Raw genomic sequence first — 26,806 nt, forward strand, 5'->3', positions numbered from 1 at the left:
TTCAGTATATTTCAAGAAAAATAGTAGAAGATAATGCTGGGTGCGTATTGACTGAAAAAGAAATTACTAGAGCATTGGAAGAGTCAGGGGTGGTTAGAGTTAAAGGTTTAAAATTTATAAGTTTGGTGTCATTTTCGAAAGATGCGGTTGATCTTTACGACTGCCCGTTAATAAAAGTTTCCAGTGATAGTTATTATATTTCTTTTAATAGCCTCTTGTATGCTAATATTTCTAATATTGTTATATCTAGGCTTTCATCTTTAGATACGGATTCAAGTGGTAAAGGTTATAGGTTTGAGTCTGAGGTTAATGACCTCGTTCGGGATAGGATTGGGAATTGTAAATCTTTTAAGTTCAAAAGAGGTGAAAGTGAGTATGAATATGATGCTGTATTTGCTTTAGATGATCATTTGTTTCTCTTGGAGTGTAAGAACAAGTCCTTGTCTTGGTATAATCCGGTAAAGTCATACAGAAATAGAAAGGTTTTATCAGATTCAGTTCGACAAGTTAAGAGGCTGAAAAATGCTTTAATAAAGTACCCTGAAGTGGTGGAAGAGCACTTTGGTATCGAATCTTTAAGCCTTAAGATTGTTCCTGTTGTTTTTAATTGCTTGCCATTTTCCTGGAGAGGAGAGGTTGAGGGGGTTTATGTAACTGACTTTTCATCATTCTCTAGGCTGTTAAAAAGCTCAGAAATCAATATGGTTGTGTCTAGCTCGAAGGGGCAGGAGAATATAAAGTCCTTATACAAGCAATGGGAAGGTGATTTGCTGTGTTCAAAAGACATAATTAGGCATTTTGAAAATCCTATCCAGTTAATTCCATTTTTTTACTCGAGAAAGGCTGAGTATAGATGGTGGATTGCAGACGATGAAGTAGCCTTTACGGTAAAAGATTTTGAGGTAGATGCCAAAGAGTATGGTAAGCAAGAAAGAAAAATTTTTAAAGTCTCGCCAATTAAAAAGCAGAAGAAGAATAAAAGCAATAGAAAGGAGATGATAAAGAAATCAAAAAAGAAAAATAGGAAAAAATAGATGTGTAACTCAGATTTTTACTGGCTTCTAGGGTCTCCTGACAAAGTGTAAGAGGCTGGATGATAGATTAAGCCATAGGAGTTATCCTCTAGCGGCAGCGCGTAACCTTATTGATTATTTTACCCAGGCGACGTCACCCCCAGATTGAGTATCCGGGCCGAACTTTGGCATGGTGCTGGCAAGGTACGAAAACGTTGCATATGTTCCCGCGTTACTTCCATATGCAAGCACGATCAACGTAAGCGCTCCATAAACCCCATCTACCCAAGCTAACCCGTGCTGATCACACTGACGATCTCTTTGGTTTGGAGATCATCATGCGCTTTGAACTCAACCCGACCCAGGCCTTTTGGCTTGGCCATCTTTACTATGCCTCGGCGCTGAACATGCCGTTAAGTGATTACGCCGCCTCACAGACGTTAACCCTCACCGACCTGCTGATGTGGGTGAAGTGGTTAAGCGTACAAGGGTTGCCGGTGCCGGTGTCCCCCCCTCTGGCTGGGTCGATGCTCTTGGTCTTGTTTTCCATGACTCTAAATAAATAGATCCGTAGCACCAGAGAACAAAAATTCGATTTATAGGCTCTTTGCGTTAAGCTCGTGAACATCGGATCTAGTCAACCCCCCAATTGAGCTCATATCCCGCTGATGCCAACACCAACGATCAATTTTCAAGCTATCCGACCCCACCACGGAAGCCAGCATGGCGGGTTCGAAGAACTCGTATGCCAGCTCGCCGCGCTGGACACTACAGTCGGCGTACCCTTTCACCGCAAAGGAGCCGGTGCAGACGCAGGGCTCGAATGCTATCGCGTCGAGCGCGACGAATCGGAGATTGGTTGGCAGGCAAAGTATTTCTTCGAGCTTGGTAGCGGCGAAACTGCGCAGCTAAAAGAATCCTTCGATACTGCCGTAGACAAGCATCCTTCACTAGCCCGCTTCATTGTTTGTCTACCGTTCGACTTGTCGGACGGGCGTGTAGGTGCACGCAAGTCCGAACGCGATCGCTGGAACGACTGGGTGAATGCACGTCAAGCCTCCATTGCGCCCCGAGTGGTTGAGATCGAACTCTGGGGTGGTTTCCAGTTGACTGAACGGCTGTCTCGGAATGATCCGCTGCACGTCGGACGCCGTACCTATTGGTTCGATCTCCCACATTTTGGGGTCGAGTGGCTGAGGGACAGGTTCGAGATCACCCGCGTGGGGCTCGGCCGTCGCTACACTCCCGAGCTCAATGTCGAACTGCCAATCCGCCAGGCCTTAGCTGCGTTCGCGCGCGATCCCGAATTCGTGCGTCGGATCATCGATTGGGTGGATGATCTCGACGAGGCGCGGCATCGCTCGCTGCGTGATATCGGCGCCGTGTTGGAGACCACGGATGATGTCGATGTGGCGATGCTCAACGATCAAGTGACTGCGATTTCTGCGGCGATTCGCACCGCGCCGCTCGGTCCCACAGACCCGCTGCCACTTGACGAATGGCGCACCTTGGTGACGGCGGCGACCACAACACTCGATCGTTGTTGGGCGGGGGTCTGGGAGCTGCGCCGTCAGCCTGGCGGCAATCGCGAGAGTGTGCGCAACGGTCTTTATTTTGCTGCGCATTTGCGGGAGGCACTGGATCGGATCGCCGAGTCGCTCAATGCCCCATGGGTCAGCCTCGCCAACGCACACCGTTTGCTGCTCAGCGGCGAGGCAGGCGTTGGAAAGTCCCACTTGCTTGCCGATGTTGCCGAGCATCACATCGCACGTGGCTTTCCCGCTGTGCTCACGCTCGGCGGCGAGTTCAGCGATGCTGAGCCCTGGCGACAGATTGCCGAGCAGTCGGGCCTCACCAATACCCCGCCAGACGCGATCCTCGGCGCTCTTGACGCCGCCGCCGAGGCCGCTGGCACGCGTGCGCTGGTGATGGTCGATGCGATCAACGAACGTAACGGTATCGCGGTCTGGTCCGAACGACTCGCTACATTCTTTGCCGTTGCCGACCGCTTCAGTCATGTCGCGATACTGGTCTCGTGCCGCACCACGTTCCTACCTTATATCGTGCGCAACCTCGAAGAGGATACGTTACCCCGACTCGAGCATCCCGGCTTCGCAGGGAAGGCTGCTGAGGCTGCGCGACGTTATCTCGACCAGCGTGGCATCGTGCGCATGGCAGCCCCGTACTTCGCGCCCGAGTTCGAGAATCCGCTGTTCCTACGCACCTGCTGCGATATGCTCGAGCGGCGGAGGGCGCGCGAGTTGCCGCGAGGCCTCGACGGGGTATCGAGTATCTTCGATTTTTATTTCGGCGCAGTCGTCGAAACTCTCAATCAGCGCATGGGGTTGGTGTCCAGGCGAAAGCTTGTGGAGACAGGCCTTAGCGCGCTCACTGAGGCCATGGTCGCGGCGGGTGTAGGCTACCTGCCGATCGACACAGCAATTGCGATCCTAGATGAGGTTCATCCATCTGCTGGAAGTACCAATCAGGACCTATTTTTCCAGCTAGAGAACGAGGGAGTAATTGCGGTCGAACCGGTCCGTGAGGGAGATGCGATTATTGAGATGGTTCGCTTCACATTCGAACGGATGAGCGATCACCTTATTGCCCAGCGGTTGCTCGATACCCATGTCGATGATGGCGATCCCGCGTCGGCCTTCTCCACTGGAGGCCCGCTCGTGCCATATGTGGCGGGGCGGGACTCATACCAATTTGCAGGAATCGCTGAGGCGCTCGCCGTCCAACTCCCGGAACGCTACGGCATTGAACTCATCGATGCGATCGATGACAAGTTCGCCCCCTGGGATCTCGTCCATGCGTTTCAGCTCAGCCTGCTGTGGCGCCGCCAGGACGTCTTCTCCGAGCGAACCCTCGAGCTAGTAGAGGAATGGGCCGATGCAATCGGCGTTGATGCAGTACTCGAGACAATTCTCGCAATAGCCACCGAGCCCAACAATCGCTTCAACGCTGATCATCTCGACCGTTGGCTGCACCCGCTCTTGATGCCCGAGCGCGACGCTCAATGGTCGACCCGAGCCATGCTCCTCATTGAGGAGAGTGAGGCCGGAGAGGAAGTGATCAACACGTTGATCGAATGGATACTCGCCAATGGTCTAGAGCAGATTGAGCCGGCTCGCGCGCGGCTCGCTGCAATCACGCTCGCTTGGCTCACCAGTCTCAGCCATCGTTGGGTCCGCGACATGGCGACCAAAGCACTCGCGACGTTGCTGGTCGATCGACGCGAACTCGCCGCTGCGCTGATTGATCATTTCGCCGATGTCGATGACGCCTATGTCATCGATCGCGTGCTCGCCGCCGCCTATGGCGCGGCGACGCGCTGTTCGAGCGACGAGGGGCTCGCTGAGCTTTCCCGTGCCGCCTTTGCTGCGGTGTTTGCGCGCAACCCGCTCCCGACCCACGCCCTTGTCCGCGATCACGCGCGTGGTATCGTCGAGCTCGCCGCCAGCCGCGGCGTCCTGCCTGACGATGTGCCACTTGATTGCGCCAGACCTCCTTACCCACGCGGCGAGCCGCTCGAAACTATTACTGATGAAGCGCTTAGCACGTATGTTCAGGACTACGGTCGAAGCGTGTTTCGTAATCAGATCTGCGGCTCGGCAGTCGAGGACGGCGATTTCGCACGTTACGAGATCGATTCACTCGCGAGTGACTTTCTGCGGCTCCCCCGTGAGGAGCATGGTCGATCGATGCGAGACATCTATGAGGAATGGCACGGAGATGTTATTGCGCCGTATCCCGATCGTGAGGCGGCGTTCGCTCGCGTGGTCGATATCGCGGGACGTGTCTCCGAGATGCCTGACAGCTTCGAGGTCTGGGGACATGGTAGCGGTGCAGATGAACTGCTCAAGGCGCGACGCGCTGCAGAGAAGGCACGCGAGAGTGCGATCGAAGAGTTCGAGCGCCTGCTGGACGAGAACGAGGTTCAGGAATTTAGGATTCGCGCGGCCAACTATCTTCGCGGTCGTATGTGGGACGAGCGTGCCGCCGTTTGGCATCCGACTTACGCCCGTGAACAGTCGCGCCACTGGGTTGCATGGCGAGCACATGAGCTTGGTTGGACCCCTGAGCGTTTCGCCGAATTTGATCGCCAGATGGCCAGCCACGGTCGAATGGAGCACCGTATTGAGCGCATCGGGAAAAAGTATCAATGGATTGCTTACCATGAATTGACAGGACGTTTGTCTGACATCGCTCTTGTAGAAGGTCGTTTCCAGGATGATCCTGAGCTCTATCATGGGCCATGGCAAGTTGGGACGCGTGAGATGGATCCAACCAATCTCGTGACCCGCACCAATCAGCACGACTCTGACCGGCAAGGCGCGACCTGGTGGTCGCCCCATGCCTTACATTGGCGAGAGGAACCACCTGAGGCTCGGGTCGCGTGGATGGAAGATCAATCACGAGATATTCCCAATCCTATTCAACAGATTGATGTCGCCGATTCTGATGGCCGACGCTGGTTAGTGCTCAATACGACTGTTGGCCGCAATCAATGGTGTATGGTCAACGGAGAGCGCGTGATTCATCGGATGACCTGGCATAAGGTCAAGTCTATGCTTGTTGCACGAAATGATGCTGAGCGTTTGGAGAAGCATCTCGCGTGTTCGGCGAGAGATCGAGAGCACCCACCAGAAGTTGAGATGCCTTGGGGTGGCTATCTTGGCGAATATCCTTGGCATCCTGCATTCGAGAACATTGATGGTATCTGGGCACTTGGTAGTGATCCCGCGATCCAGACTCAAGCGACTGTAGCTGATTGGTTTGTCGAACGCGCCGGCCACAATTATTCGGTGGAGGAGAGTTTTAATCTTACGATTCCCGCGCCAGCGCTAATGCATGGCCTCCATCTTCGTCTAGCTGACGGGCGTTCGCTTGGCTACTCTTCAGCCAATGGAAAAATTCTTTTCAAAGACCCTTCGGTTAATGAGCCGGGGTTTAGTGCGGCGGTCGTTGATCGTGATGCGTTCCGTGCTTTCCTAGACGCTGAGGGACTAGAGATAGTGTGGGTTTTCACTGGCGAGAAAAGTGCGCACGGTGGGCAGCCCCATGGCCGTGGATGGGGTGGGATGCTTACTTACTGGGGCATCTACCGATTTGACGGTGATTCTATCCGCGGTGAGGTAAATTTCGAATGCAAAGATGCGAGACCCGAGCAATTGAAGGAGCTTCTGGCCTATCCATGACGAAATGAGACAGTGCATAGCTGGAAGCAGCTGTTGTGGATGGCGATGCGTCAGATATGCATTGGCCCGCGTCCACGCTAGCACTTCCTCTAGATCCCATACCACACAGCGCTCGGTGAGCCGGAAGCGGCAAGCGAGTTCGATCCGCTACTCCATTTCGAAGATGCTTGTCTCAGCTAGGGGTCCATTCGGTCGTAGCTCCTGACGTCATGGGTCAGTACGCAGCTATTGCTCCCTTGCAATTCATTCACTTCTAGATTACGAAGCTGGACGGAGCTAGCTGGATACGCCTTACGTGCCAGCTTGAGCAACTGGTAGCTCGACTGATAACTCAACGCTACAAGCTAAACTCTGGCCCATCGTGGGAGCGGGGATGGTGCCGATGCTTATGTATAATCTTCTGGTATCCCTTTTCCGGCGTGTCGCGATAATATTCGCGCAGCCTTTTCCTCAGCTCAAGGACATAGGGCTCATCCTCAATGGCGACTAGAAATAAATGTCGAGGGAGACCTCCTGTCGTTCCACTTCCGAGGATGCCAAACGCATCCTCAATCGTATCAAACGGTTCGCCCAAGTCGGATTCGGCATTACACAAGCCGAAGCTAACGAAGCTGGCCCAGTCCCAGCCATCTTTCCGCACATCTAGTCGAAGGTAGGGGGAACCAGGATCCTTCTGCGCATTGAGCGCGCACTGCTGCAGGGCTTCAGCTGAGCTGACTGTTGGCACTGGAGGATAAAGAGTAAACGGTGACTCGTGGTAAAACAGGTAGTAACCCGCCCTAGGCAATCTGGAAAGCTTGGAAAGCTGGCCTTTGCTACTCCCTATGTTGGCAATGCCCTGTTTGGCTCGCTTGGCCTGTAGAAGCACGGCCTTCCGGCACCTCAATCCGCCTACGTTCAGCGATATGATGATGCCAAGGTCGGCCCCCACACGGGATTCTTCGGCCTTACTCGCGAGTTGAAGTGTACCCAGATAAGATGAGGACTTTGGATAGCCGAATTTCGGAATCCGTTTGGCGGCCCATCCTGACAGCCAAGATTCTACGTTGGTACTGAACCGGCCGTTGAGCGGATCCTCATGCGCCTCGGTGTCGGAAAGGAAGTCCGCCATTTGTTGTGCGCACTGGAACATAGGCCAGTAGATAGTCCAGAGCACATCGACAGTAAAGTGCTGTGGCGATGTCGCTAGCAGCGGGAGAAGCTGCCACTGATCCGCCGGATGGGAACAGAGCGCTAGTTTCCTGGCTGGTTCACCTAGCATGCTGGCGGCTGCAAGTTTGGCCGAGGCCTCGGCAATTTCGGTAAATGCGCCTGTAGCGGGAATGCCAGCATGGTCGCTATAAGCCCTATCCCGCATGTCCTGGGCTTCTTGCTGCCAACCTGCGTAAACAGCTGCAGAAGGACGAATCTGGAAAACGAGCTTCTCCAGAAGTTTTGTGGCTTCCGCTACGCGATCTGTTTGCACCAAACCGGCAATGCTCTCGAAATTCTTGGCAAAGTCTGCGGCCAACCAACCTTCGCCGCATGCGGCGGCCATCGGCGCAGTTGCTACCTTCTGGAATTTGGCTAGCACTGCATGCCGTGCCTGATAGGACGAAAGGTTTTCATTCAGCGTAAGCAGTTTGCTCCGTTGCTCTTCTACATCGCGGTTGTGTACGGCGATGTCCCTGGTTCGCTGTGCTTGAACCTCTGGTTCGTCGAATTGACGTTCAGCTTGCGCGTACTGGTCTTTGGTATGCCGCCAATCGCGCCATGCCCGAAATGTGTTCACGGGAGAGAGGATCCAGCCTAGCCCACTTTTCTGTCTAATACTGAGAAAGCGTTTCCTGAGTGTTACGGTCTGGGTACGCATTGGCGAGAGGGCTGTCTCGCGTTCTTGCTCCTCGCTTCGAAAGGCTAAGCCTTTGATACGACGGATTTCCTGTTCTGTTGCCCGAATCTGCTGGGCCAAGGAGCCGACAGTGTGCGATAGAAATGAGGTCAGCCTGCGGCTGGTGAGGGCAAGAGCGTGCCTGTCAGAAATATGATTCGATGTCATCTTTGGCTTCCTGGCCTTATAGGTCATTTGCCGTTGCAGGGCAATTGCGCTAGAAGTAGCGTCAATCTTTGAAGCAGTGTACCTGACCACCTTGCTGCCGTGCGCGATGCTGATGGGGCGATTGCAACAAAAGATGCAGCTGGCGCAGTTGTGGATAAGGCAGGGCAAAACAGACAATATCTAGTTCTAGCTACATCGTCCATTCATCCCTGCTTGCCGCCGTTGACTTGCGGGCTACGCCCCGTGCTTCGTGCCGAATCGTGGCCATCCGGCTTTGATACCTGACGCCTCCGGCCCAAAAGGGCCTGCGCGCTCCGCTTGGTATGATCGAGTGTGTGTAGTGGGTATGGAATGGACGGTCTTGTTGTTCCCTTCACCGTATCACGGCGTTCTCGCCGTCAAGGGCTGCACGTGCTATGCACGCTTGCGGCCATGGCCGTCTATGACCCTGTGACAGCTTGCGATGCGCAGTGCTGGTGCCGGTTTCAGGCAATTCCGCCCGAGTAACCGGAGTACGATCATGACGCAACTGTCCTTTTCCTCGTTTGATTCCTCTCTTCTGGTGCGTGACGCGCAGGGGCGCTATCTGCCGGCATCGATAGACCAAATTCTTGACGCCGCGCGCCAGTTCATCGACCAGAAAATACAGCGGGGGATGTCCTTCGTCTCACCGGCGCTCGTCAAAGAGTACCTGTGTGCCAAGCTGGCTGGTTTTGAGCATGGAGTCTTTGCGGTACTGTTCCTCGATTCGCAGCATCACCTGATCGAATACAGCGAGATGTTCCGTGGCACCATCGACAGTGCGTCGGTATCCGCGAGAAGTGGTCAAGGAAGCTCTGCGGCTCAATGCGCCAGCGGCGATTTTCTCGCACAACTATCCCAGTGGGAATCCCGAGCCGAGTCGTGCCGATGATGCCATCACCAAGCGCCTCACAGAAGCGCTAGCACTGGTGGGTGTGCGCACACTGGATCATGTTATTGTGGCCGATAGAGACACCACGTCCTTTGCCGAACGTGGCCTGATCTGATCTTGGGGCTTTGGCCCCTTTTTTGATGCCCTTGTCGTGTCGAACTCACGGGCACTGGGGGGCGTGTTGTGCTTGTCTGCCCACGCCTTCGTTGAAGGTAGCAAGGCGTTCTTGCTGTCACCTCACCATATCACTGCATTCACGTCGCTTAGGGTCGGTTAGATTTGGCAAACTTTGTGAGGTCACTCGGCCTCTTTCTCCGGCCTGGAACCTTGACGATCAAAATCAGCCGTGACTGGGATTCGTCGCAGCGGCGTACGTGGCGCATCTCGAACAAGCTTGTTAGATGCGGCGTACCTTCGCGGTTGGGTGTCGCCAGGTCGAGCACCAACAACACACCCAAGCGAACACTGACATTCTGGTAGTCCGTCGTTTGTGCTGCATACGACTTGAAGAGTGCATCGAAGGAGCAGTCCTTTTCCTCTCGCTTCACCTCGACAACGAGACGTTCGGGGCCGGACTTCAGGCGTATGTCGGCTCTGCCACTCGCAATGTTTGTCGGTTCAAGATCGCTCCCTGCGGCATACGTTGCCACCCAGCGAAAAAAGTCCTGCTGTAGTTCGTTTTCGTGAGGAAGGGAGCCGTCATCGCGTTCGAAGAGGTAGGCGCCAGTTGGATCGTCGCCCTTAGTCAATTCCAGGCGATTAAAAATAAAACGGACCATCCAGAGAAGCACGGTATCGAAGAGACGTGCCCCATTCGTATTCGCGCTATAGTCGGTGTGCCCCTGTGCCTCCTGACAGCAACGTTCGATGACATCGGCTTCGGAGCCTGTCAGGTTGGCAAGCTGCAATGACACAGCGCTCTCGACTACGCCGGAGAGGATATTCTTCTTTTCTTCTGGGATGTTGGATCTTGCGATGATGGCGGCGAGCGAGGTCCGTTCGCTCGCCGCCTCAGGAGGGTTTTTCGGGTTGCCTGACTGTTCAACGAAAGTATCAACCTGCGCAATCAGATCTTGGGCTTCCTTGGCCCATTCGTGGGTCGTGTTTTGTTGGAGCCACATGCGCACTTGATGCGTCTGTCCAGCTTGCGTGGCGACGCTTGCGCGTATTCGAGGTCTGACCATCGATTCGACACCACCGTGCTGATCTCGACGCAAGATCGATCGACCTGCGCTATACACAGACAGGAGCCCCTCCTCTATGACAGTTGCCGGCTCCCACCAACTCGGCTCGTCAAGTGAACCTGCCAGTCCTGCAATGGCACTGGCCAAGGCGCTCCAACACGCCGCCTCAGTCTGTCTTGCCCCCAACCATGGAGGGCCGGAGCCTCCGGACCAGGCGTGCAGCTCGAACGCGTGCTGCTGAACGCAAGCGCTCACGGTGCCGAACGATGTGCTTGCGGCACCACTGTGGAAGCTCAGGAGTAGGTCAAGCCCATCGATGTACAAGCTAGTTTCTGGACGGCGCTCGGATGCTCCGTCGGACTCACCAAACCATTCTCTAGCCTCACGGAAGGCGGTGGCTGCCGCGTTGCTGTCCGCTCTATCCATGGCTTCAGAAAGAGCCGCCATCCCCAGCTCGAAAGTGGCCTCAGGTCGGACCGCTTCGAGTTGAGAGAGCTTGTGCAGAACTTCGACCAGTTCCTTGTCACGCCAGTGGGAATAAGCGACGCCGACAATCTTGGCGGCCCGTCGCAGGAACTCTGTATCGTCGCTTGGAGCGAGACCGAGGAAGTAGTCCAGTAAGCGAAGCTGCCAGCGTCTGTTGTCACTGGCCCAGCGAAACGCGCCATCCAGCGCTGCGCCGCGCGCTAATCCAGATAGCGAATGGTCTCCTGTTGATGCCTTCGTCAGAAAGAGCATGAAACAACACTCATCTCCGTCGTCTGGCAGCGGCCGATGATGTTCGAGGATGTCGACCGCTTCAAGGAGTATGAAGTCTGTTGTCGCGACCTCCAATAGATCGTGTAGGACACCCTTGTGCACTTCTCGATCACCCGCCTTAGCATTCCTCCACCCCAACACAAGTGGGTGAAGCAGCTCGGGCATCATGGGTGTAGTGCCGAGCGATCGTGCTGCCGGTGCGAGTTTCTCTATCCCTCCAAGATCTCCCAACTGCCAGTCTCGCCGGTCTTTCACGATCTCTATGAGCTCTGCTTCGATCGGATGCATGCCGGTTACCATAGGAAAGCGTTCCCGGAAACCTCACGGCGATGCGCTTTTGGTATGTGATCGGTTATCGCCTTAGATGAGATGCCAGCAACAAACACCTGAAAATGCGGCAACTTGGTGAAAACTGCCTGAAGTCCAGCAACAAGGTGATCCACGTCAACGGGTGACACCTCTTGAGCAGCAGGCGAATCAATTATGAGCAATCCTGGATGCCGGCCGATTCCCCGTGCTTCGGCAATTTCGATCATCGCAAGAACGGTCGCCACCTTCAGGCGCAACTTTTCGCCTTCCGTTACCTTGCCGTAGCTTGTGGGTACTCCGCCTTTGGTCAACGAGAGCGACGCATTTCCCTTCAATGATGCTTTCGACAAGTTCTCCATTCCGAAGGCATTGGCGTACTCGACCAAGCGCTCAGAAACATCTTCTAGCAATCCATCCCGGACGGCCTTAACTCGAGACTCTGTTTCCGTCACGACAGCAGACAGAATTTTTAACTCGTCGCTTCGGTCATCAGATTGTACACCCGGGTTTATCGAGGCTTCGGCTTCCTCCAATCGACCCTCCAGGACCGCCACGGCTGTTGCAGCCTCCTGCCGCCGCACTGCGGAACCTAGCTCTTTAGAAGCTGACTCAAGACGATTTTGTAGGAGATCAATCTTTTCGCGAAGGGCTGCCAGTTCATTCTCCGCCTCCTCTTTCTTGGCCGAGGCGCTTTTTACTACAGCCTCGGATGCTGCTACACGCTCCTGGAGTTCAGCCTTGATTGCCTCACCGTCTTCGGAGTTCGTGATTGACTCACCGCAAACAGAGCATGAGTGAGTAGAACTCTCAAGCTCTTTCTTCGCCTTGGATATCGTATGGTCGCAGCGAGGGCAGCACTTCGGCTCCAAGCGACGAAACACTGCCGACGCAGACATGGCATCTATGTGGGTCTGGAGGTCCCGCCGATCTTCCTGATAGACGGTGCTTAGTTCTCGAAGCGCGGTCACGGCACGTTCCGTATGTTCGGCCATGCCCCGCTCTTGGCGACGAACATCGGCCAGCTCGATTGCATCGGCATCAATGGCGTTGCGTACTGCCTCATCGCTTGGGATCTTTGCTAGCTCAGCACGCTTCTCTGCCAGTTGGGCTCTAATACTTGCAATGCGCTCCTTGGTCGCCTCATGTGCTTGCTCTGCTTTTCGAGTAGAAACTTGAACAGCTTGCTCGACGCCCTGGTATGCGGTTTTAGCAGTAGCGAGTGTCGAAACCCATGGAACTCCTAGGTACATCTGCATCAGTCGTGATGTGAGGCCAGTGGCAACGGGCATGTCACCAAGAAGTACCTCGTAATTAGTGCCGATGAACATTGCTCCTGAGAAGGCTACCCAACTATGTGTTACCGACTGCCCCTCGTTTTCTCCGCCTTTTCTCCAACTCGATATTGGATCCATAGCGAACGTGTGCATGAAAAAATCCGCCATGACCGCTTCGAACTCGCCATCGGTGGCGAAGCTGGCAAGAACGGTTCTCTCTCGTTCGCCTTCGGCAGTGCTGGGTGCACGAATACGGCACAGGCTGCCGATAGGCTCGCCCTGAGTCTTGGCAACGATCTCATATTCGTCTGAGTCAAGGAGGAAACTCAGTCGCACGGCATGAACCCATCGCCGCACATCGTCTTGCAGGTTGCTTGACGGTCTTCCTCTTATCATCCATCGAACGATCTCGATGATGGTTGATTTGCCCCGCAAGTTGTGCTCAGAGAGCATGGCCCACAGGCCGTGATCAAGGGTCTTCCATGAAAACGCGAAAGTGCCAGCGTTCGCAACGCCGTCCTTCTCGCCAGAAAACTCGATCTCTCGCAGAACAAGCCTGCGAGGCTGGGCGAGTACAGGTGATGGTTGAATTTGGTGGGCGGAAAGGACTCCTTCAACCTCGGAAGTTTCCACCTTTGCCCTCGTGGCTATCGCTTGTAGCCATTCTTCCTTGGGTTTCGCCATCTTTCCTCCCCGCTAGTCGGATTGCAGCTGCGTGAGGCGAAGTTGCACATCTTCGGTGATGGCAGGAATGACCCCTCCCAACTTGGTCTCCGCATAACTCGCGCGCTGATACTGTTTTTGCTTCAAAGCTGTTCCGCCCATGGTCCCGGCAACCTTCGCTACCAATTTGGCCCTATCCGCGTACCATTGAAGGATTGGTTCTTGCGATACTGCGGTCGAGCATGTCTCATAGCCGGTCTTAGTGAGAACGAAGTCTGTCTCCAAGACCTTGTTGTTTGCTCCTTTGATACCAGTGATGCGAACGAGATCGCGGGACCTCAGTAGCGACAAGGCATCATCCAAGCGTTCATAGGCGCCAAAAAAGTACCTGGTCATCGGAACGCGGCGAAGGTCTGGTTCCTCATCGTCCAAGATCGCTTGCGCTGCTTCGTAGTAACTCTTGTCCTTCGTTTCTGTGAACAAATCAAGCAACTCAGCCGCAAGATAGTCTGGATTTCGCATCCAGAAGTCGAATGCTTGTAGGCGTGCTTCGCCTTTGAAGATGAGTGCATGCTCAGCCGTTGGTGGTTCGACGGGATTACCTCCTGCCCTCAAGACGAATAGAATTCGCAGCGCGTCGCGATGGGGTGACCGTACTGTCATGCTGGCTTGCCTATTCTCGAAATTGGCGCTGTCGCCGGCCAAAGTTCATGGGCTCGCAGCAGGCGCGCTGTCGTGAAGCCATCCATGAAAACGATCCTACAGGGGGAGACAAAACTGCGTGCAAGCGCAAACGCCTCTGCCTGTTTGCGGACGGCGGCGCCAATGGTATGGCAATGCTGCACGACGTAGATCTGGGCAGGAATGTTGAAGAGGCGATAGAGTTGGTCGCCATTTTTTCCAAGATCGGTTGGCTTCATAGGGTGAAACCGTGCTGGCCCTTTCAGCAAGAACGCCCCAGTGTGACGGTAGCCGTCAACAAGCAAGTTGGCCGACAACACATCGCTTTCCTCTCCACCCCAATCGCTGGGCACTGAATACTCGCCCAATAGCCAACAGATCAGCTCTTTAATGGCCTGTTCCGAGACCATGGCCATGCGCTTGAACTCGGCCTGGGAGGGAAACCAAGTCTCGTCCATTCCGGCAAACTGCTCGATGTCTTCCGGGCGCAGTTCGAGTGTCGGCACGAAAGGTGAAGTCATCGCATGGCTGCTCGCGACCAAATCTCCTATAACGTAAGGCACGGCACGGATGGTGGTGTCGTCGATACCCGTGATGTAGCCAAATGCGAACAGGCGCGTCGAGCCAGACATGCGTGTGTATGCAGTGTCATTCACCAGCCCGTTCTTGGAAAACTCGAAGACGAGCTTCTTGCCGACAAGAGGTTCGTCGAGCCTTTCTGTGAGATTCAAAGCAGGGGTCTTGTTAGTTGCCGCGAAGCCCTTGCCTGTGAAATGACCGTTATAGATGAACGGAGTGCCTTCTTTCAGTTCGCCTTCGAAGGCCAATTGTGGCAGAGTTTTTACCCTGCCTGCAGCGATCGTTTGCAACAGGTATGAACCGGCAGCATTCGAAAGGATTGCGGCAGACATCTGAACGTCGTGCCCCTGAAGCGCCGCTACTACGTGCGCGGGCAGGTGTTGAGGGTTCAGCAGCCCCAGGACACGGTCACGACTTAGGTAGAACGCCATAAGCTTCGCAGCAGTTGGCAGCGCCTCTACTCCTTGTTTCGCCACAATGTTATTCAATCTTAGCGGGCCTCTGGTTTTATTGTGAGTGGGTAGGCACTGCCGACAATCAACTATCGCGTTATTTGATAATTTCTTGTAATTCTTTTTTAACCTGCGCCAAAAGCTGATCGGCCGCCGTTTCGTTGTCGCCAGCATAAGCCAACGTCAACAACGTAAGCGGATGCACCTCCATCACCTCGCATTGTTCGGCTAGCTTGCTGAGAGACGTGCTCCAAGGTACTCATGTAGGTACGAGGCTACGCCACCCCATCCTCAGTAGCATTCGGGGTTAGAGTCTGAAGGTACTTTATCGTTTTTTAACGCCAATTGCTCGGCATAGGTGGAAGGCGTTAACTCTCTCAGTCTCTTCTTCAGTCTTTCCTCGTCATATTCCCATCGCCATGCTTCGATGACTACCTGGGCGTGTTTACCGGCTGGTGAACCAATGCTTATTTAGGCACTCATCTCGAAAACGCCCATTGAACGATTCGATATAGGCGTTTTGGTTGGGTTTTCCTGGTTCAATTAAAAACAGGGCAACGCTACGTAGGTGAGCCCAGAACAGCAGCTTGACCTTATCGCGCTGGCGGTTACCGAACACAAACAGCGCCTGATCGAACGGATTCAAGTCCATGGCCTCCTGAACCAGCAGGGCCAACCCATCGATTTGTTTCCGCATATCCACAGGCTCGCGACACAAGTACACCGTCAGATCGGAACCGGGGCGGATCATGTCACTACCTCTACCGACAAAATCGGGCGGGGCGGCAGCGTGGTGGTACTGGCAAGCCTTGCACGCTTAACCGCTTCTCCCATGTTAGCAGGTCAGTGAGGGTTAACGCCTGCGCGTTGGCGTAATCACTTAACGGCATGTTCAGCACCGAAGCATGGTAAAGATGCCCTAGCCAAAAGGCCTGGGTCGGGTTGAGTTCACAGCGCATGATGATCTCCAAACCAAAGAGATCGTCTGTGTGATCAGCGCTGGTTAGCTTGGGTAGATGGGTTTTATGGCGCGCTTACTTAAATAGTAGACAATATGAGCAGCCGTCATAGGCCGTTGGCGGCATTACGACCTATTTATACAGCCCATTGAGATGCAGTGAGAAATCCGGGTTAGGCTATGTGTTACCCATCCTTTGTAGAGATTTGTGAATTGATATGGCATTTGATTGATATTGTGTTGATGCGTTAAGTATTCGTTTATATTAGTTTTTATTAATAAAAACAACGCTATTAGACATCACTTGATGACGGTTTAAAAGTTTTTTCTAATGTTATTACATTGCAATGTAGTCCGCTTAGTAAAGAAATGTTGCTTGGACTGTGTTTCGTTATTTGTATTACGGACAAAAAGTCACTAGTCATAGGAAGAATAGCCCCTTTTTAGCTGCGGAACATTGTCCTATCGTGAATCTAAAGAGATGCAGATATAGCATCATATGTTAAAGCTACTCATTGTGTAGGGATGTGATTATGCATGAATAAAATGGCAGTGAGCTATAAGATTAAGTAGGTTTCTGCTTGACTGTTTATTCATATTCTGAAGAAGTAGCTGAAAGTTAAAATTTTCGGGAATTTTTGCCCACAAGATAAAATTCAACATTTAACGATTTAAAGGCTAAGGGGGTGTGCAATGAACCAGGTAAAAATCGTTGATGTCACCTTAAGAGACGGTGGCTATAGAAATAATTTTAACTTCACTATTGAATATGCACAAAAAGCCATAGCACAGCTTGCAAAAACAGGGGTTCAATATTGTGAGATTGGTTATCGAAATGGCTCATTTAAAAGAAAGCAAGAACATGGTCTAACCAGTTCTGTTGCAGCGGATTATATCAGTGCTCTACGAGACGTAGCAGCAGAGCGTATCGGATTGTGTGTCATGGTTCATCCCCATAATGTCGATGCCTCTGATTTTGAAGTTCTGCGAGAACAAGGTGTATCTTTAATCAGAGTTTGTTTGCACAGAAATCATATTGACGAAGGCTTGGCCACTATAGCGCTCGCAAAGTCTTTTGGTTTTGAAGTTAGTGCTAATATTACACATATTACAACTTTAATTCCTAGTGACATCTCCAGTATGTGTTTGCGCGCCGAGGCATCTGGTGCTGATCTCCTGGTATTTGCAGATTCCAATGGAAACATGATACCGGCCGACGTATACCAATTAATTAGCCGCATTTCTAACCGAGTGCTTATTCCTTTAGGCTTTCATGCCCATAACAACCTATCGCTTGCACTTTCAAACTCAATATCAGCAATCGAAGCCGGTGCCAAATATATTGATACTTCAATTTGTGGCATGGGTAAAGGCGCAGGAAATCTGCATCTGAGCATGCTTATTGCTTATCTGCATCGCATAGGCATGGATAATGACTATGACATGATCAGCGCATTGCAACTTTCTCAACTAACCGCTGAAAGCGTGCCGTCGAGCAGCCTGCCCGCTCCTTTACTGGATGTAATGATGGGTTCCTATAACTTGTCTTTCGATATCCAGAAAAAAATAGATGAGTTCATGCTAGAGAATGAGATGCCGTCGGTCTTCCACGCTCTTCAGGCCATATATGATCAATGCAACCGAAAACAAAATAAAGTTTCAAAAAGTGCTTTTCAAGTAGCCTCGATTTCACCCGCTGCGCAAAGGGGGCTGTCATGAAGAGTCGACAACAAATTTGCGTATTACCTGGTGATGGCGTGGGTATTGAAGTAACTGAAGCAGTGTTGCCAATTTTTGAAGCTCTGCGTTTACCCATTGATTTAAAGTTCGGCCAGATTGGTTGGGACTGCTGGAGAAAATATGGCGATCCAGTTCCTGCACAAACTTGGGAAATAATCTCCAGTTGTGATGCAACACTATTGGGTGCTGTCACCAGCAAGCCTTTGCGTGAAGCTGAGGAAGAGTTGCGATTCAGTTTACGAGGCTCCCGTTTATCATACGTTTCTCCTGTAATACAGCTTCGTCAAAAGCTCGAGTTATTCGCAAATGTCCGACCTATCACAGATATTTTGGGGGACAAGCGTTATCAGTTCACGGTGATTCGCGAGAACACTGAAGGTCTTTATGCGGGGCTTGATTTTGATTCAATACCGGCAGAGTTTGAGCCAGTACTAGCCAGGCATGAACAAAATGGTGCGGTATGGAAACGCCAGGGCTCTAAAGACGCAACGATGAGTGTTCGTTTACAGACACGCGATGGCCTAATCCGTTTATTCAGGTTTGCATTCGATTATGCGCAGCGTCAGGGCTTCAAGCGAGTAACTCTTGCCGATAAACCCAACGTGCTCCGTCATAGTGGCGCGTTTGCAAGGGACATTCTCGAAACAGTTGCTGCGGACTACCCAGATATTAGTGCCCAAATTGAAAACGTTGATGCTGTCGCATTGTGGATGGTTCGTCGGCCGGAACGCTTTGGGGTCATTGTCGCCGAGAATATGTTTGGCGATATTCTTTCCGATTTGGGTGCCGGTGTGATGGGCGGCTTAGGTTTAGCACCTAGCGCGAATATTGGCTTGAAAGGTGCGTACTTTGAACCTGTTCATGGTAGTGCGCCGAAATACACAGGACAAGATCGCGTCAATCCTTGCGCCATGTTTCTGACAGTTGCTCTGCTGTTGGAGCACTTAGGACATCATTCCTCAGCTGATGCAATTCGATGTGCAGTGACACACGTTGCCCGAAGTGAATGCCGAACATCCGATCTCGATGGTACCGCCAGTACTTCTGAAATGGCATCGGCCATAGTAAGACAGACTGTGGCGCAAGCTGAGCATCTGCTTTAAGTGAAGGTTATTGAGTAGTTCTCACAGGAGAAGCTTCATGAGCATTGCAAATAATTATCCAGCTAGCGACAGCATCCTCTTAGAATCTTGCCAAAAACTGGACACTGCCTCGCTTTCTGACGCGCTGGACAGTTTGAACATAGCGGGTGGGATTGCTGGGCTCAATCAGCAAGTGTCAGGTACGCGATGTGCTGGCTTTGCCTACACAGTCTTGTATGAACCAGTGTACGAGCAGAAGGGATTTAAGAACGCCGCCAACTATATTGATGACGTTCCCGCCAATTCAGTCATTGTTTCTAGCAACCCAGAGCGTGCCGACTGCACAACCTGGGGAGATATCCTCACCTATGTCGCTATCAGCAAGAAGATCCGAGGTACGCTCATTGATGGTGCAGCACGCGACATTGATACAGTTCAGCGTCTCAACTACCCCCTATTCAGCCGCGCTCGCTTCATGCAGTCCGCCAAAAACCGGGTTCAGCTCAAAGCCACACAAATACCCATAGAAATTTCAGGAGTCACGGTCTCTCCTGGTGATTTGGTGGTATGCGATAGCAGCGGCTGTTTAGCCATACCACGAGACAAAGCTGAGCAAGTGATCCAGCGTGCTCAGGCTGTTGAACAAACTGAGCACAAAATTATTGACAGTATCAACCGGGGGGCCTCGCTTGAGGAGGCTCGTGAACTTCACCGCTACGATCAGCCTTGGCTTTCAACTCAGGAGAAGCTAGCCGAGTCCTGAACCGCTATTCATATCATTGAGGTAAGGAGATTCAGCATGACAACTAGAGAAGTTTTTTCTCATAAGCCCAACCCCGTCCGCGAGAGCAAAAACCGGATCAAGCTTGGAGTTTTTGGATTCAATATCGAAGGGGGCTGTACATTAACAAGTGTACCTGAGCGCCATCAAGCCGCAGACTGGCATAACAACTTGGCCATTGCCACTATGGCTGATCGTGCTGGTTTGGAGATGTTGCTTCCTGTTGGCCGCTGGCGGGGCTGGGATGGCAAAAGTAACCCTATGGGGGAGTCTTTTGAAACCTACACTTGGGCTGCTGGTTTGGCATCGGCGACCGACCAGATCGCTCTATTCACTACTTCTCACCTATCTACTGTTCACCCCCTTTTTGCTGCGAAGCAAGCGGCAACTATAGATCACATTAGCGGAGGTCGGTTTGGTCTCAACATTATCTGTGGTTGGTTCGGTAAAGAAATGGGTATGTTCGGCGAGAGCCAACTTGATCATGACCGTCGTTATGATCACGCGGATGAATGGCTACACATTGCTCAATCCGCGTGGCAGGAATCATCCTATTTCGACTTTAATGGTGAGTTCTTCAATATCGAACAGGGTTATTCGCAGCCTAAGCCTATCAATCGCCCCTTCCTGATGAACGCTGGTGGTTCGACAAGAGGTCGCCGCTTTTGTACCCAACATTGTGATGCAGCTTTTTTGATCCTCAAGCACGAAGATGATGACGAGGTTATTCGCTCGCAAATTAATTCATACCGTGATCAGGCTCGATTGGAATTCGGTCGAGAACTACAGATATGGGTTTACGCTTACGTGGTGCATGAAGATACCCTTGAGGATGCTCATAAAAAGCTCGACTACTACGTGAACCAGCATGGCGATGACTCAGCGCTGGATAATGTCACGCGGGAGATTGGCATTCAAAGTGGAATGTTCAAGGATACGGTAGACGCTGAGCGTTTTCGCTTCCATTTCAAGGCTGGATTTGCAGGAATCCCTCTCGTTGGCACCTCCGAGATGATCGTAGAACAGATGCAACGTTGGTCAGAGCTTGGGGTAGACGGCATAAATCTAACTTGGCTGGATTACCGCAACGGATTAGATCGATTCATCAGGGAAGTGTTGCCTCTGATGGAGAAGGCTGGTCAACGCGACGCTTACACGCCTCAGTTAGTAAAAACGGAGGTGCTTGTATGAATATCCAAGCCTCGACCCCCACGAATACCGAAGAAAAACCAGCAATAGATAATTCTTCAGATAGCAAATCTGCAGAACTATCCGATCAGTTCAAAGGTGCAATGCGCAGGCTCACCTCTAGTGTTGCAATCATAGCGACTAGTGAGGGGAATGTTTCAGCAGGAATGATTGCCACGGCGGTAATATCGGTCAGCACAGCACCACCTGCATTGCTTATCTGCGTTAACCGATCAGCTAGCTTGCATGCTCCTTTGCTACAACAACGGCGCTTCAGTGTGAACTTACTGAGTGCTGCTCAAGCCGATCTAATACCAATCTTCGCAGGACAAGTTAAGGGTAGTGCTCGCTTTGAGTATGGACAATGGAAAGTCGTCGATGGTCTGCCGCTTCTTCAGGGAGCGCAGTCGAACCTAATCTGCATTCTAGAAAAACTCATGAGCTACGGCAGTCATGATGTGATTATTGGACGAGTTCAAACGGTACAGTTCTTAAAGAAAGTTAATCCTTTGTTGTGGGAAAACGGACAACCCGCTATTTCCAAACAAATACCGCAGTAATTCTTTTAATTATTTCACGTTAGGGGAAGCACAATGCCTTCTGAACAAAAGCCATGCCTGGCTCCTCACTCTGATGAGATAAACGATATATTTTTGGTGAACGTGGTTCATGTTGAGCCTGGAAAGCAAGATGCAGCGTTGGAAATACTGCGTTCTGCTGTGGAGTATGTTGCTCGCACTTACTCTTGTTTTAAATGGAGTCGCTTGTTTAAAAGTATTGATGGTAAGACCGTCATTAATCAAGCTCAGTGGAGTAGCAAAGAAGAGTTTGAATCATTATTTGAAGACTCTGAATTCTTGTCTCGTTATTCCAGGCTCAAGGAAACCGGAACATGGGAATTTCATCTCTATAACGTGACGGATTTCATTCCCCCGACATGCAACTCGGTTACGACTCAAAACTGAGGAGCCTTTTAGTGGTGGGCAGATCAGGCATCCCCGCCTGACCAATAAAGACAGGAGTAACCATATGAAGACTATCCATACCAGCATCACCGATCTCCTCAATATCCGTCATCCGCTGATTCTCGCTCCCATGGGTGGGGCATCGGGGGCAAAACTTGCCAGTGCGGTATCACAAGCAGGTGGTTTGGGACTTGTCGGAGCAAGCTATGGCGATGAGCAGTGGATGCGTACAGAACTTGAACCTATGCGCCAAATCAGTGACCCATGGGGTGTCGGGCTGGTTATGTTCACTGTAGCCAAAAATATGGGGTTGCTAGATCTGGCTCTAGCATACGAGCCAAGTGTAGTAGCTTTATCCTTCGGGGACGCTCGGCCTTTTGTGCCCCTGATCCATGAAAGCGGGGCGAAAGCGATTGTACAAATCCATGAACTGGATCAAGCCAAGGCAGCTATTGATGCTGGTGCTGACGCACTGATTGTACAAGGTGCCGAAGCTGGGGGGCATAGCTATCGCCGTGGCTTGATGCCCTTGCTACCAGCCGTACGCGATATGGTCGGTGAAACTTACCCATTGATTGCGGCGGGTGGCATCGCCGACGGTAGGGGAATGGCTGCCGCAATAACGCTGGGTGCTGATGGAGCAATGCTAGGGACTCGCTTTTTGGCATCTGAAGAGGCATTGCCCTCTGCGGCATATAAGCAGCGCCTAGTTCGTTCCGCCACCGCTAATACTGTCCGTACACGAATCTTCGACCTCGTTCGCGGAATTGAATGGCCTGCTGAGTACAGCGGGCGTGCTATTGCCAACCATTTCTCCGAAACTTGGCTGGGTCGTGATCAGGAATTACTCCAAGCACCCGATTTTGTTCGTGAGAGCTACGCAAAGGCAGTAGAAGATGATGACCTTAATAGCCGAGTGATCTGGGCAGGCGAAGTGCTTGATATGATCGAAGATGTGCGCCCAGCCGCCCAATTGGTCGAACATATCGTAAACGACACGTTGCGCGTTATCCGCCAAGTCCAACGACTTCATTCATCTCCAGAAACTGCTTAATAAAACTACTGGAGTTAAAAAAGTGAATGATATACATGCAATAAGTCATACATATGGTTCTGGAACTCACACTGCTGTTGTGATGGCACCAGTAATGCCAACTTGGGATCAGGGATTGTTCTTTCAACCGTTGATCAGTCGTTTGGTACAGGCCGGTTTCAGCGTCATTACGTTCGACACGCTATCACTGCTCCCCCAAAAGAATGAGTCATTCGACCAATTCACCGATAGATGGGAAAAAGTATTATTGCCTTTAGGGAGTATTGATCTGTTGGCTGGTGTGGCGCTTGGAGGTGCAGTAGTACAGTCTTTGCTTAACAAGTCCTTGAGGCCACAAGTTGCAATGGCATTGCTAATATCATCACCTGCAAGGGCTGACGATCTTCTAAATACTCGGCTAGGGCACTTGGCAGATCTTGCTGCTAAAGGAGATATACTTGAAGCATTACAGTTACTCGACAGGCTGGTGCAGCCAGCGAATCAGATTGTTGCTACCCCCCCACAGTTCATTGATGACCAAAAAGTTAAGCTGCAGGCTGAACGCTTGCATAGAGGATTCAGCCTGCTTTGTAATTTAGATCTAGAGGGCGCCCTCGATGCTTATTCAGCACCGCTACTGAGCATATATGGGGAAGTTTCGCAGCTAGTTCGTAAGGTTAATGTACAGATAAATGAACACAAGAACCAATATCTTTTGGAAATCCCAAATGGCGGAATGCGTCCGCTGATAGACGCTCCACAAATGGTCATTTCGGCTTTAAATAATCATTTGGGCCTTGCTCTTGGAGAACTGACATGAAAACTTCAACAAGCTTAAGCGATTGTGCGTTTATCGATGTTCATTACCATGCTGGGCCTGACGCATTCATTCGCCGCCATAATGTTATGGAAACAGGTAGGCAATACGCAAAAGTTAATGGTTGGGTTGTCCTCAAAAACCATCTTGGCTGCACTGCTGCCCAAGCATGGGAAGCCCGTCAAGAGGGTTTTCCTGTTTCGGGTTCGGTTGTACTCAACGAAATTGCTGGGGGGATTGACTATCGAGTCGTGCAACGCTCTTTAATTCACCATGGAGAAAGTGAAGCCCGGTTACTTGTACATTTGCCAACTGTTACTGGGCGCAATCACCAATCCAAACTGAAGCGCCAAACGGCCCACTCGATACTCAAAAGCCATCCAATTCAACCGTTAACCGTCAGTCGAGAGGGAAAGTTGACGGAGCAAACAATTGATATTCTGCGAATGTCGCGTGACTATCCTATTGTAGTGTCGACTGGGCACGCCAATACCGAGGAAATCCATATGCTAATTGAAGCAGCAGTACGTTATGGAGTTCCTAAGCTTATGCTTAATCAGCCCGCGAATCCATTGACAGCTTTAGATGCTGAAGCACTAATTAAGCTATCGCAAGCACCGATGATCTATACTGAGCAAACAGCCTTGACTTATTTGCTTGGCTACCAGGCATGGGAAGATTTTTTAACGGTGCTTAAAAGCGTGCCAAGGGCACTCTATAGCTCTGATTTAGGGCAGCTGACACAACCAGATATTGAACAATGGCTTGGGCAAAGTGAAAAATGGTTTGAGTTAATGAATCTGAGTAGTAATCGTATTGACTTTGTTAGACGCGAATGCTGCTATCAGATGTTAAAAGAGTAAATGCAATGTTGTTTTTTTTATAGCATTTTAAGGAAAGGCTGGTTTTTTTAATACTTGAATAGCTCTTCAGCCATAAAATCAATGAATACACGTAGTTTAGGTGCCATATATTTGCTGGTAGGCCACAACATACGAAACGCTCCTTGATGCTCAATATAGTCGTCCAATAAGGTAGTTAGTTCACCCCTGTTTATGGTTTCTCGCACCATAAAGTCAGGTAAGCAGGCGATTCCTAAACCAGATATTGCCACATCAAGCAGCGCTTCAGAAGTATTGCATACCATAGCTGCATGTATCATGGATTCTGATTCTGTATTAGTTCGAACCAACGGCCAAGATTCGTATTTACCTGTGCTGGGGAATTTATGCTGCAAGCAAGCATGATCGCTCAGCTCGGCAGGGGTCTCAGGCTTACCATATTTGGATATGTAGTCCGGTGAAGCGACAAGCAACAAGCGATATGTTCCAAGAGACCTGGACATTAGTCTTGAGTCTGTTGGCTCACCGGTGCGGATAACAGCATCGAATCCTTCTTCAATGACATCCACCATTCGATCTGAAAAGTCGACATCTAACTCAATTAATGGGTATTGATGCATAAATGAAGTAAGCACTGGCATAACCAAACTGCCCACCAGCGGTAGACTTACATGAAGTTTACCTTTGGGTTCCTTATGGATCTCTGATAACTCGAGTTCTGCTGCTTCGACTTCACACAATATACGACGGCATCGCTCAAGAAATAATCTCCCCTCTGCAGTCAGTGTGATGCTGCGTGTGCTTCGATGAAGCAAACGGACTCCCAAGCGGGCTTCTAATCGAGCTACGCTTTTGCCAACTGCAGATGAAGATACACCAAGATTGCGTCCAGCCTCTGAAAAGCTTCGGGTCTCTGCCGCTTGTACGAAGTAGTCAATTCCACTGAGAGCGTCCATATTTCACCATTAAGGAATTTTTGTCCGATATGTTTTGAACTATAGCTTTATTGTCCTCTTTTTTCAATGCACTTAAAGTAATCATCTACTCTCACATACGAAAGGTAAGCGCTAATTAATAGCAAGATACCTTCGCTTTTAACGGGTTCAATGATTATGAGCACATCAGAAACAAGTAACTTAAATATGGAGTGCAGTGAAACCGCTCAATCGGATCGTCTTCCGATTACCGCATTGCTAGCACTTGCATTAGCGGGGTTTGTTACAATATTGACCGAGGCTTTGCCTGCTGGTTTATTGCCCCAGATCGGAGCGGGGCTTGGGGTTTCAGACTCACTTGCTGGCCAGCTTGTTACCATCTATGCCATCGGCTCCCTTGTTGCCGCCATTCCGTTGGTGGCCGCCACCCAGGGGGTTCGGCGCCGCCCATTACTGCTGGCCGCTATCGTAGGCTTTGCTATCGCCAATACGATCACAACAATCTCAACGAGTTACATCTTGACCATGGTTGCCCGCCTCCTTGCTGGCGTAGCGGCAGGATTGCTGTGGGCGCTATTGGCAGGCTATGCCGCCCGAATGGTTCCTGAACATCTAAAAGGGCGTGCCATCGCGATTGCAATGGTGGGCACACCATTGGCCCTATCGTTGGGTGTACCGGCAGGCACGTTCCTCGGGACGCTGGTGGGTTGGCGCGCTTGCTTCGGAATAATGAGCGTTATGGCGCTAGTACTGATTGTTTGGGTTTGTGTAAAAGTACCTGACTTTGCAGGCCAGTCTGCAGGTAAAAGACTCACGCTGAGACAGGTATTCACTATGCCTGGTATTCGTCCTGTATTGTTCGTAGTCCTTGCTTTCGTGCTAGCGCATAACATTCTTTATACTTATATTGCCCCTTTTTTGGCTAACGCCAATCTGGCCGAACGAACTGATCTGGTTCTGCTTGTCTTTGGTATTTCTTCTCTGATCGGCATCTGGGTCATCGGTGTTTTGATTGACCGGTATCTTCGCAAACTGACTTTAGCTAGTACTTTTTTATTCGGATTGGCAGCGCTGGTGCTTGGAGTAGCTGGCGATGTGCCAATCGCAGTGTATGTTGCAGTCGGTGCATGGGGGATCTCATTCGGCGGAGCAGCGACTTTGTTTCAAACAGCTCTCGCCAAAACTGCTGGTGAAGCGGCAGACGTTGCGCAGTCCATGTTGGTTACAGCCTGGAACTTGGCTATCGCAGGTGGAGGAATCGTTGGTGGTATATTGTTGGATCGTTTTGGTGCCGTTTCATTCCCACCCGCACTGCTTATCCTACTCATAGGAACCTTGTTAGTTGTATGGTCTGCACGGCTACATGGTTTCTCAGCTTCAAAATTCTAGTAGACGA

The 26,806-nt window shown here is 51.3% G+C and carries 20 protein-coding genes and 3 pseudogenes; 14 read left to right on the forward strand and 9 right to left on the reverse strand.

The window, feature by feature from the left end; all coding sequences use genetic code 11:
* The first annotated feature begins 47 nt into the window (after nucleotides 1–47).
* From IT895_RS03655 to IT895_RS03665, 3 genes are all read left to right on the forward strand, one after another.
* Complete coding sequence (locus tag IT895_RS03655; RefSeq protein ID WP_199284723.1) at nucleotides 48–1,034, forward strand: hypothetical protein; 987 nt, start codon at nucleotides 48–50, stop codon at nucleotides 1,032–1,034.
* A gap of 317 nt (nucleotides 1,035–1,351) precedes the next feature.
* Nucleotides 1,352–1,579, forward strand: coding sequence for a hypothetical protein (locus tag IT895_RS03660; protein ID WP_199285534.1), 228 nt, complete (start codon nucleotides 1,352–1,354; stop codon nucleotides 1,577–1,579).
* 102 nt (nucleotides 1,580–1,681) lie between these two features.
* Nucleotides 1,682–6,217: an ATP-binding protein gene (locus tag IT895_RS03665; protein WP_199284724.1), complete on the forward strand. Its 4,536-nt coding sequence runs from the start codon at nucleotides 1,682–1,684 to the stop codon at nucleotides 6,215–6,217.
* Between the two features lie 337 nt (nucleotides 6,218–6,554).
* Here the strand turns inward: IT895_RS03665 and IT895_RS03670 are convergent, their stop codons facing one another.
* The gene (locus tag IT895_RS03670) at nucleotides 6,555–8,255 is read right to left on the reverse strand and encodes a hypothetical protein (protein WP_199284725.1); all 1,701 of its coding nucleotides are present in this window, start codon (nucleotides 8,253–8,255) and stop codon (nucleotides 6,555–6,557) included.
* 655 nt (nucleotides 8,256–8,910) lie between these two features.
* On the opposite strand from IT895_RS03670, the pseudogene IT895_RS03675 reads away from it, so the two are divergent.
* Nucleotides 8,911–9,283: pseudogene (locus IT895_RS03675) on the forward strand (JAB domain-containing protein).
* 148 nt (nucleotides 9,284–9,431) lie between these two features.
* On the opposite strand, the gene IT895_RS03680 reads toward IT895_RS03675, so the two are convergent.
* The 7 genes and pseudogenes from IT895_RS03680 to IT895_RS03715 all read right to left on the reverse strand — a co-directional run bounded on the left by IT895_RS03680 (nucleotide 9,432) and on the right by IT895_RS03715 (nucleotide 16,028).
* The gene (locus IT895_RS03680) at nucleotides 9,432–11,399 is read right to left on the reverse strand and encodes a hypothetical protein (RefSeq protein ID WP_199284726.1); all 1,968 of its coding nucleotides are present in this window, start codon (nucleotides 11,397–11,399) and stop codon (nucleotides 9,432–9,434) included.
* 5 nt (nucleotides 11,400–11,404) lie between these two features.
* Entirely contained in the window at nucleotides 11,405–13,378 is a 1,974-nt protein-coding gene (locus IT895_RS03685; protein WP_199284727.1) for a hypothetical protein, read from the reverse strand.
* A gap of 12 nt (nucleotides 13,379–13,390) precedes the next feature.
* Nucleotides 13,391–14,020 carry a hypothetical protein gene (locus tag IT895_RS03690; RefSeq protein ID WP_199284728.1) on the reverse strand — a complete coding sequence of 210 codons (630 nt, stop codon included), beginning with the start codon at nucleotides 14,018–14,020 and terminating at the stop codon, nucleotides 13,391–13,393.
* On the reverse strand, nucleotides 14,017–15,105 hold the full coding sequence (locus tag IT895_RS03695) for a hypothetical protein (RefSeq protein ID WP_199284729.1): 1,089 nt from the start codon (nucleotides 15,103–15,105) through the stop codon (nucleotides 14,017–14,019). Before IT895_RS03695 ends, IT895_RS03690 begins: the two co-directional genes overlap by 4 nt.
* 255 nt (nucleotides 15,106–15,360) lie before the next feature.
* Nucleotides 15,361–15,655, reverse strand: a pseudogene (locus IT895_RS03705) (integrase core domain-containing protein); the annotation flags it as partial.
* A 45-nt stretch (nucleotides 15,656–15,700) separates the two neighbouring features.
* A pseudogene (gene tnpB / locus IT895_RS19550) lies at nucleotides 15,701–15,820 on the reverse strand (IS66 family insertion sequence element accessory protein TnpB); the annotation flags it as partial.
* A gap of 10 nt (nucleotides 15,821–15,830) precedes the next feature.
* A complete protein-coding gene (locus tag IT895_RS03715; protein ID WP_233337345.1) occupies nucleotides 15,831–16,028 on the reverse strand; it encodes a hypothetical protein in 198 nt (65 codons plus the stop codon).
* A gap of 692 nt (nucleotides 16,029–16,720) precedes the next feature.
* Between IT895_RS03715 and IT895_RS03720 the strand changes: the two genes are divergently transcribed.
* The 9 genes from IT895_RS03720 (at nucleotide 16,721) to IT895_RS03760 (ending at nucleotide 24,496) form a co-directional block, all read left to right on the forward strand.
* Complete coding sequence (locus IT895_RS03720) at nucleotides 16,721–17,746, forward strand: hypothetical protein (protein WP_199284730.1); 1,026 nt, start codon at nucleotides 16,721–16,723, stop codon at nucleotides 17,744–17,746.
* Nucleotides 17,743–18,870: an isocitrate/isopropylmalate dehydrogenase family protein gene (locus tag IT895_RS03725; protein ID WP_199284731.1), complete on the forward strand. Its 1,128-nt coding sequence runs from the start codon at nucleotides 17,743–17,745 to the stop codon at nucleotides 18,868–18,870. The genes IT895_RS03720 and IT895_RS03725 overlap by 4 nt, the downstream gene beginning before the upstream one ends.
* A 37-nt stretch (nucleotides 18,871–18,907) precedes the next feature.
* Nucleotides 18,908–19,612: an RraA family protein gene (locus tag IT895_RS03730; RefSeq protein WP_199284732.1), complete on the forward strand. Its 705-nt coding sequence runs from the start codon at nucleotides 18,908–18,910 to the stop codon at nucleotides 19,610–19,612.
* Between the two features lie 36 nt (nucleotides 19,613–19,648).
* On the forward strand, nucleotides 19,649–20,821 hold the full coding sequence (locus IT895_RS03735) for an LLM class flavin-dependent oxidoreductase (RefSeq protein ID WP_199284733.1): 1,173 nt from the start codon (nucleotides 19,649–19,651) through the stop codon (nucleotides 20,819–20,821).
* Nucleotides 20,818–21,378, forward strand: coding sequence for a flavin reductase family protein (locus IT895_RS03740; RefSeq protein ID WP_199284734.1), 561 nt, complete (start codon nucleotides 20,818–20,820; stop codon nucleotides 21,376–21,378). Before IT895_RS03735 ends, IT895_RS03740 begins: the two co-directional genes overlap by 4 nt.
* A gap of 33 nt (nucleotides 21,379–21,411) precedes the next feature.
* Nucleotides 21,412–21,783: an antibiotic biosynthesis monooxygenase family protein gene (locus IT895_RS03745; protein WP_199284735.1), complete on the forward strand. Its 372-nt coding sequence runs from the start codon at nucleotides 21,412–21,414 to the stop codon at nucleotides 21,781–21,783.
* Nucleotides 21,784–21,847: 64 nt separating this feature from the next.
* Complete coding sequence (locus tag IT895_RS03750; protein WP_199284736.1) at nucleotides 21,848–22,837, forward strand: NAD(P)H-dependent flavin oxidoreductase; 990 nt, start codon at nucleotides 21,848–21,850, stop codon at nucleotides 22,835–22,837.
* A 22-nt stretch (nucleotides 22,838–22,859) separates the two neighbouring features.
* Nucleotides 22,860–23,636, forward strand: a complete 777-nt coding sequence (locus tag IT895_RS03755; RefSeq protein ID WP_199284737.1) for an alpha/beta fold hydrolase — start codon at nucleotides 22,860–22,862, stop codon at nucleotides 23,634–23,636.
* Nucleotides 23,633–24,496, forward strand: a complete 864-nt coding sequence (locus IT895_RS03760; protein ID WP_199284738.1) for a DUF6282 family protein — start codon at nucleotides 23,633–23,635, stop codon at nucleotides 24,494–24,496. The genes IT895_RS03755 and IT895_RS03760 overlap by 4 nt, the downstream gene beginning before the upstream one ends.
* Before the next feature lie 47 nt (nucleotides 24,497–24,543).
* Here IT895_RS03760 and IT895_RS03765 read toward each other — a convergent pair whose 3' ends face one another.
* Nucleotides 24,544–25,431 (reverse strand): LysR family transcriptional regulator, encoded by an 888-nt coding sequence (locus IT895_RS03765; protein ID WP_199284739.1) that lies wholly within the window; start codon nucleotides 25,429–25,431, stop codon nucleotides 24,544–24,546.
* A 156-nt stretch (nucleotides 25,432–25,587) separates the two neighbouring features.
* Between IT895_RS03765 and IT895_RS03770 the strand changes: the two genes are divergently transcribed.
* Nucleotides 25,588–26,799, forward strand: coding sequence for an MFS transporter (locus IT895_RS03770; protein ID WP_199284740.1), 1,212 nt, complete (start codon nucleotides 25,588–25,590; stop codon nucleotides 26,797–26,799).
* The last annotated feature ends 7 nt before the right edge of the window (nucleotides 26,800–26,806 follow it).

The sequence above is a fragment of the Halomonas sp. A40-4 genome (assembly GCF_015767635.1).
Lineage (GTDB): Bacteria > Pseudomonadota > Gammaproteobacteria > Pseudomonadales > Halomonadaceae > Vreelandella > Vreelandella janggokensis.

Coding starts and splice junctions, on each gene's coding strand:
- IT895_RS03740 (WP_199284734.1), top strand. CDS start 20,818: ATGAATATCCAAGCCTCGACCCCCACGAATACCGAAGAAAAACCAGCA.
- IT895_RS03750 (WP_199284736.1), top strand. CDS start 21,848: ATGAAGACTATCCATACCAGCATCACCGATCTCCTCAATATCCGTCAT.
- IT895_RS03725 (WP_199284731.1), top strand. CDS start 17,743: ATGAAGAGTCGACAACAAATTTGCGTATTACCTGGTGATGGCGTGGGT.
- IT895_RS03685 (WP_199284727.1), bottom strand. CDS start 13,378: ATGGCGAAACCCAAGGAAGAATGGCTACAAGCGATAGCCACGAGGGCA.
- IT895_RS03770 (WP_199284740.1), top strand. CDS start 25,588: ATGAGCACATCAGAAACAAGTAACTTAAATATGGAGTGCAGTGAAACC.
- IT895_RS03735 (WP_199284733.1), top strand. CDS start 19,649: ATGACAACTAGAGAAGTTTTTTCTCATAAGCCCAACCCCGTCCGCGAG.
- IT895_RS03720 (WP_199284730.1), top strand. CDS start 16,721: ATGAACCAGGTAAAAATCGTTGATGTCACCTTAAGAGACGGTGGCTAT.
- IT895_RS03765 (WP_199284739.1), bottom strand. CDS start 25,431: ATGGACGCTCTCAGTGGAATTGACTACTTCGTACAAGCGGCAGAGACC.
- IT895_RS03660 (WP_199285534.1), top strand. CDS start 1,352: ATGCGCTTTGAACTCAACCCGACCCAGGCCTTTTGGCTTGGCCATCTT.
- IT895_RS03730 (WP_199284732.1), top strand. CDS start 18,908: ATGAGCATTGCAAATAATTATCCAGCTAGCGACAGCATCCTCTTAGAA.
- IT895_RS03760 (WP_199284738.1), top strand. CDS start 23,633: ATGAAAACTTCAACAAGCTTAAGCGATTGTGCGTTTATCGATGTTCAT.
- IT895_RS03745 (WP_199284735.1), top strand. CDS start 21,412: ATGCCTTCTGAACAAAAGCCATGCCTGGCTCCTCACTCTGATGAGATA.
- IT895_RS03690 (WP_199284728.1), bottom strand. CDS start 14,020: ATGACAGTACGGTCACCCCATCGCGACGCGCTGCGAATTCTATTCGTC.
- IT895_RS03665 (WP_199284724.1), top strand. CDS start 1,682: ATGCCAACACCAACGATCAATTTTCAAGCTATCCGACCCCACCACGGA.
- IT895_RS03670 (WP_199284725.1), bottom strand. CDS start 8,255: ATGACATCGAATCATATTTCTGACAGGCACGCTCTTGCCCTCACCAGC.
- IT895_RS03680 (WP_199284726.1), bottom strand. CDS start 11,399: ATGCATCCGATCGAAGCAGAGCTCATAGAGATCGTGAAAGACCGGCGA.
- IT895_RS03715 (WP_233337345.1), bottom strand. CDS start 16,028: ATGCGCTGTGAACTCAACCCGACCCAGGCCTTTTGGCTAGGGCATCTT.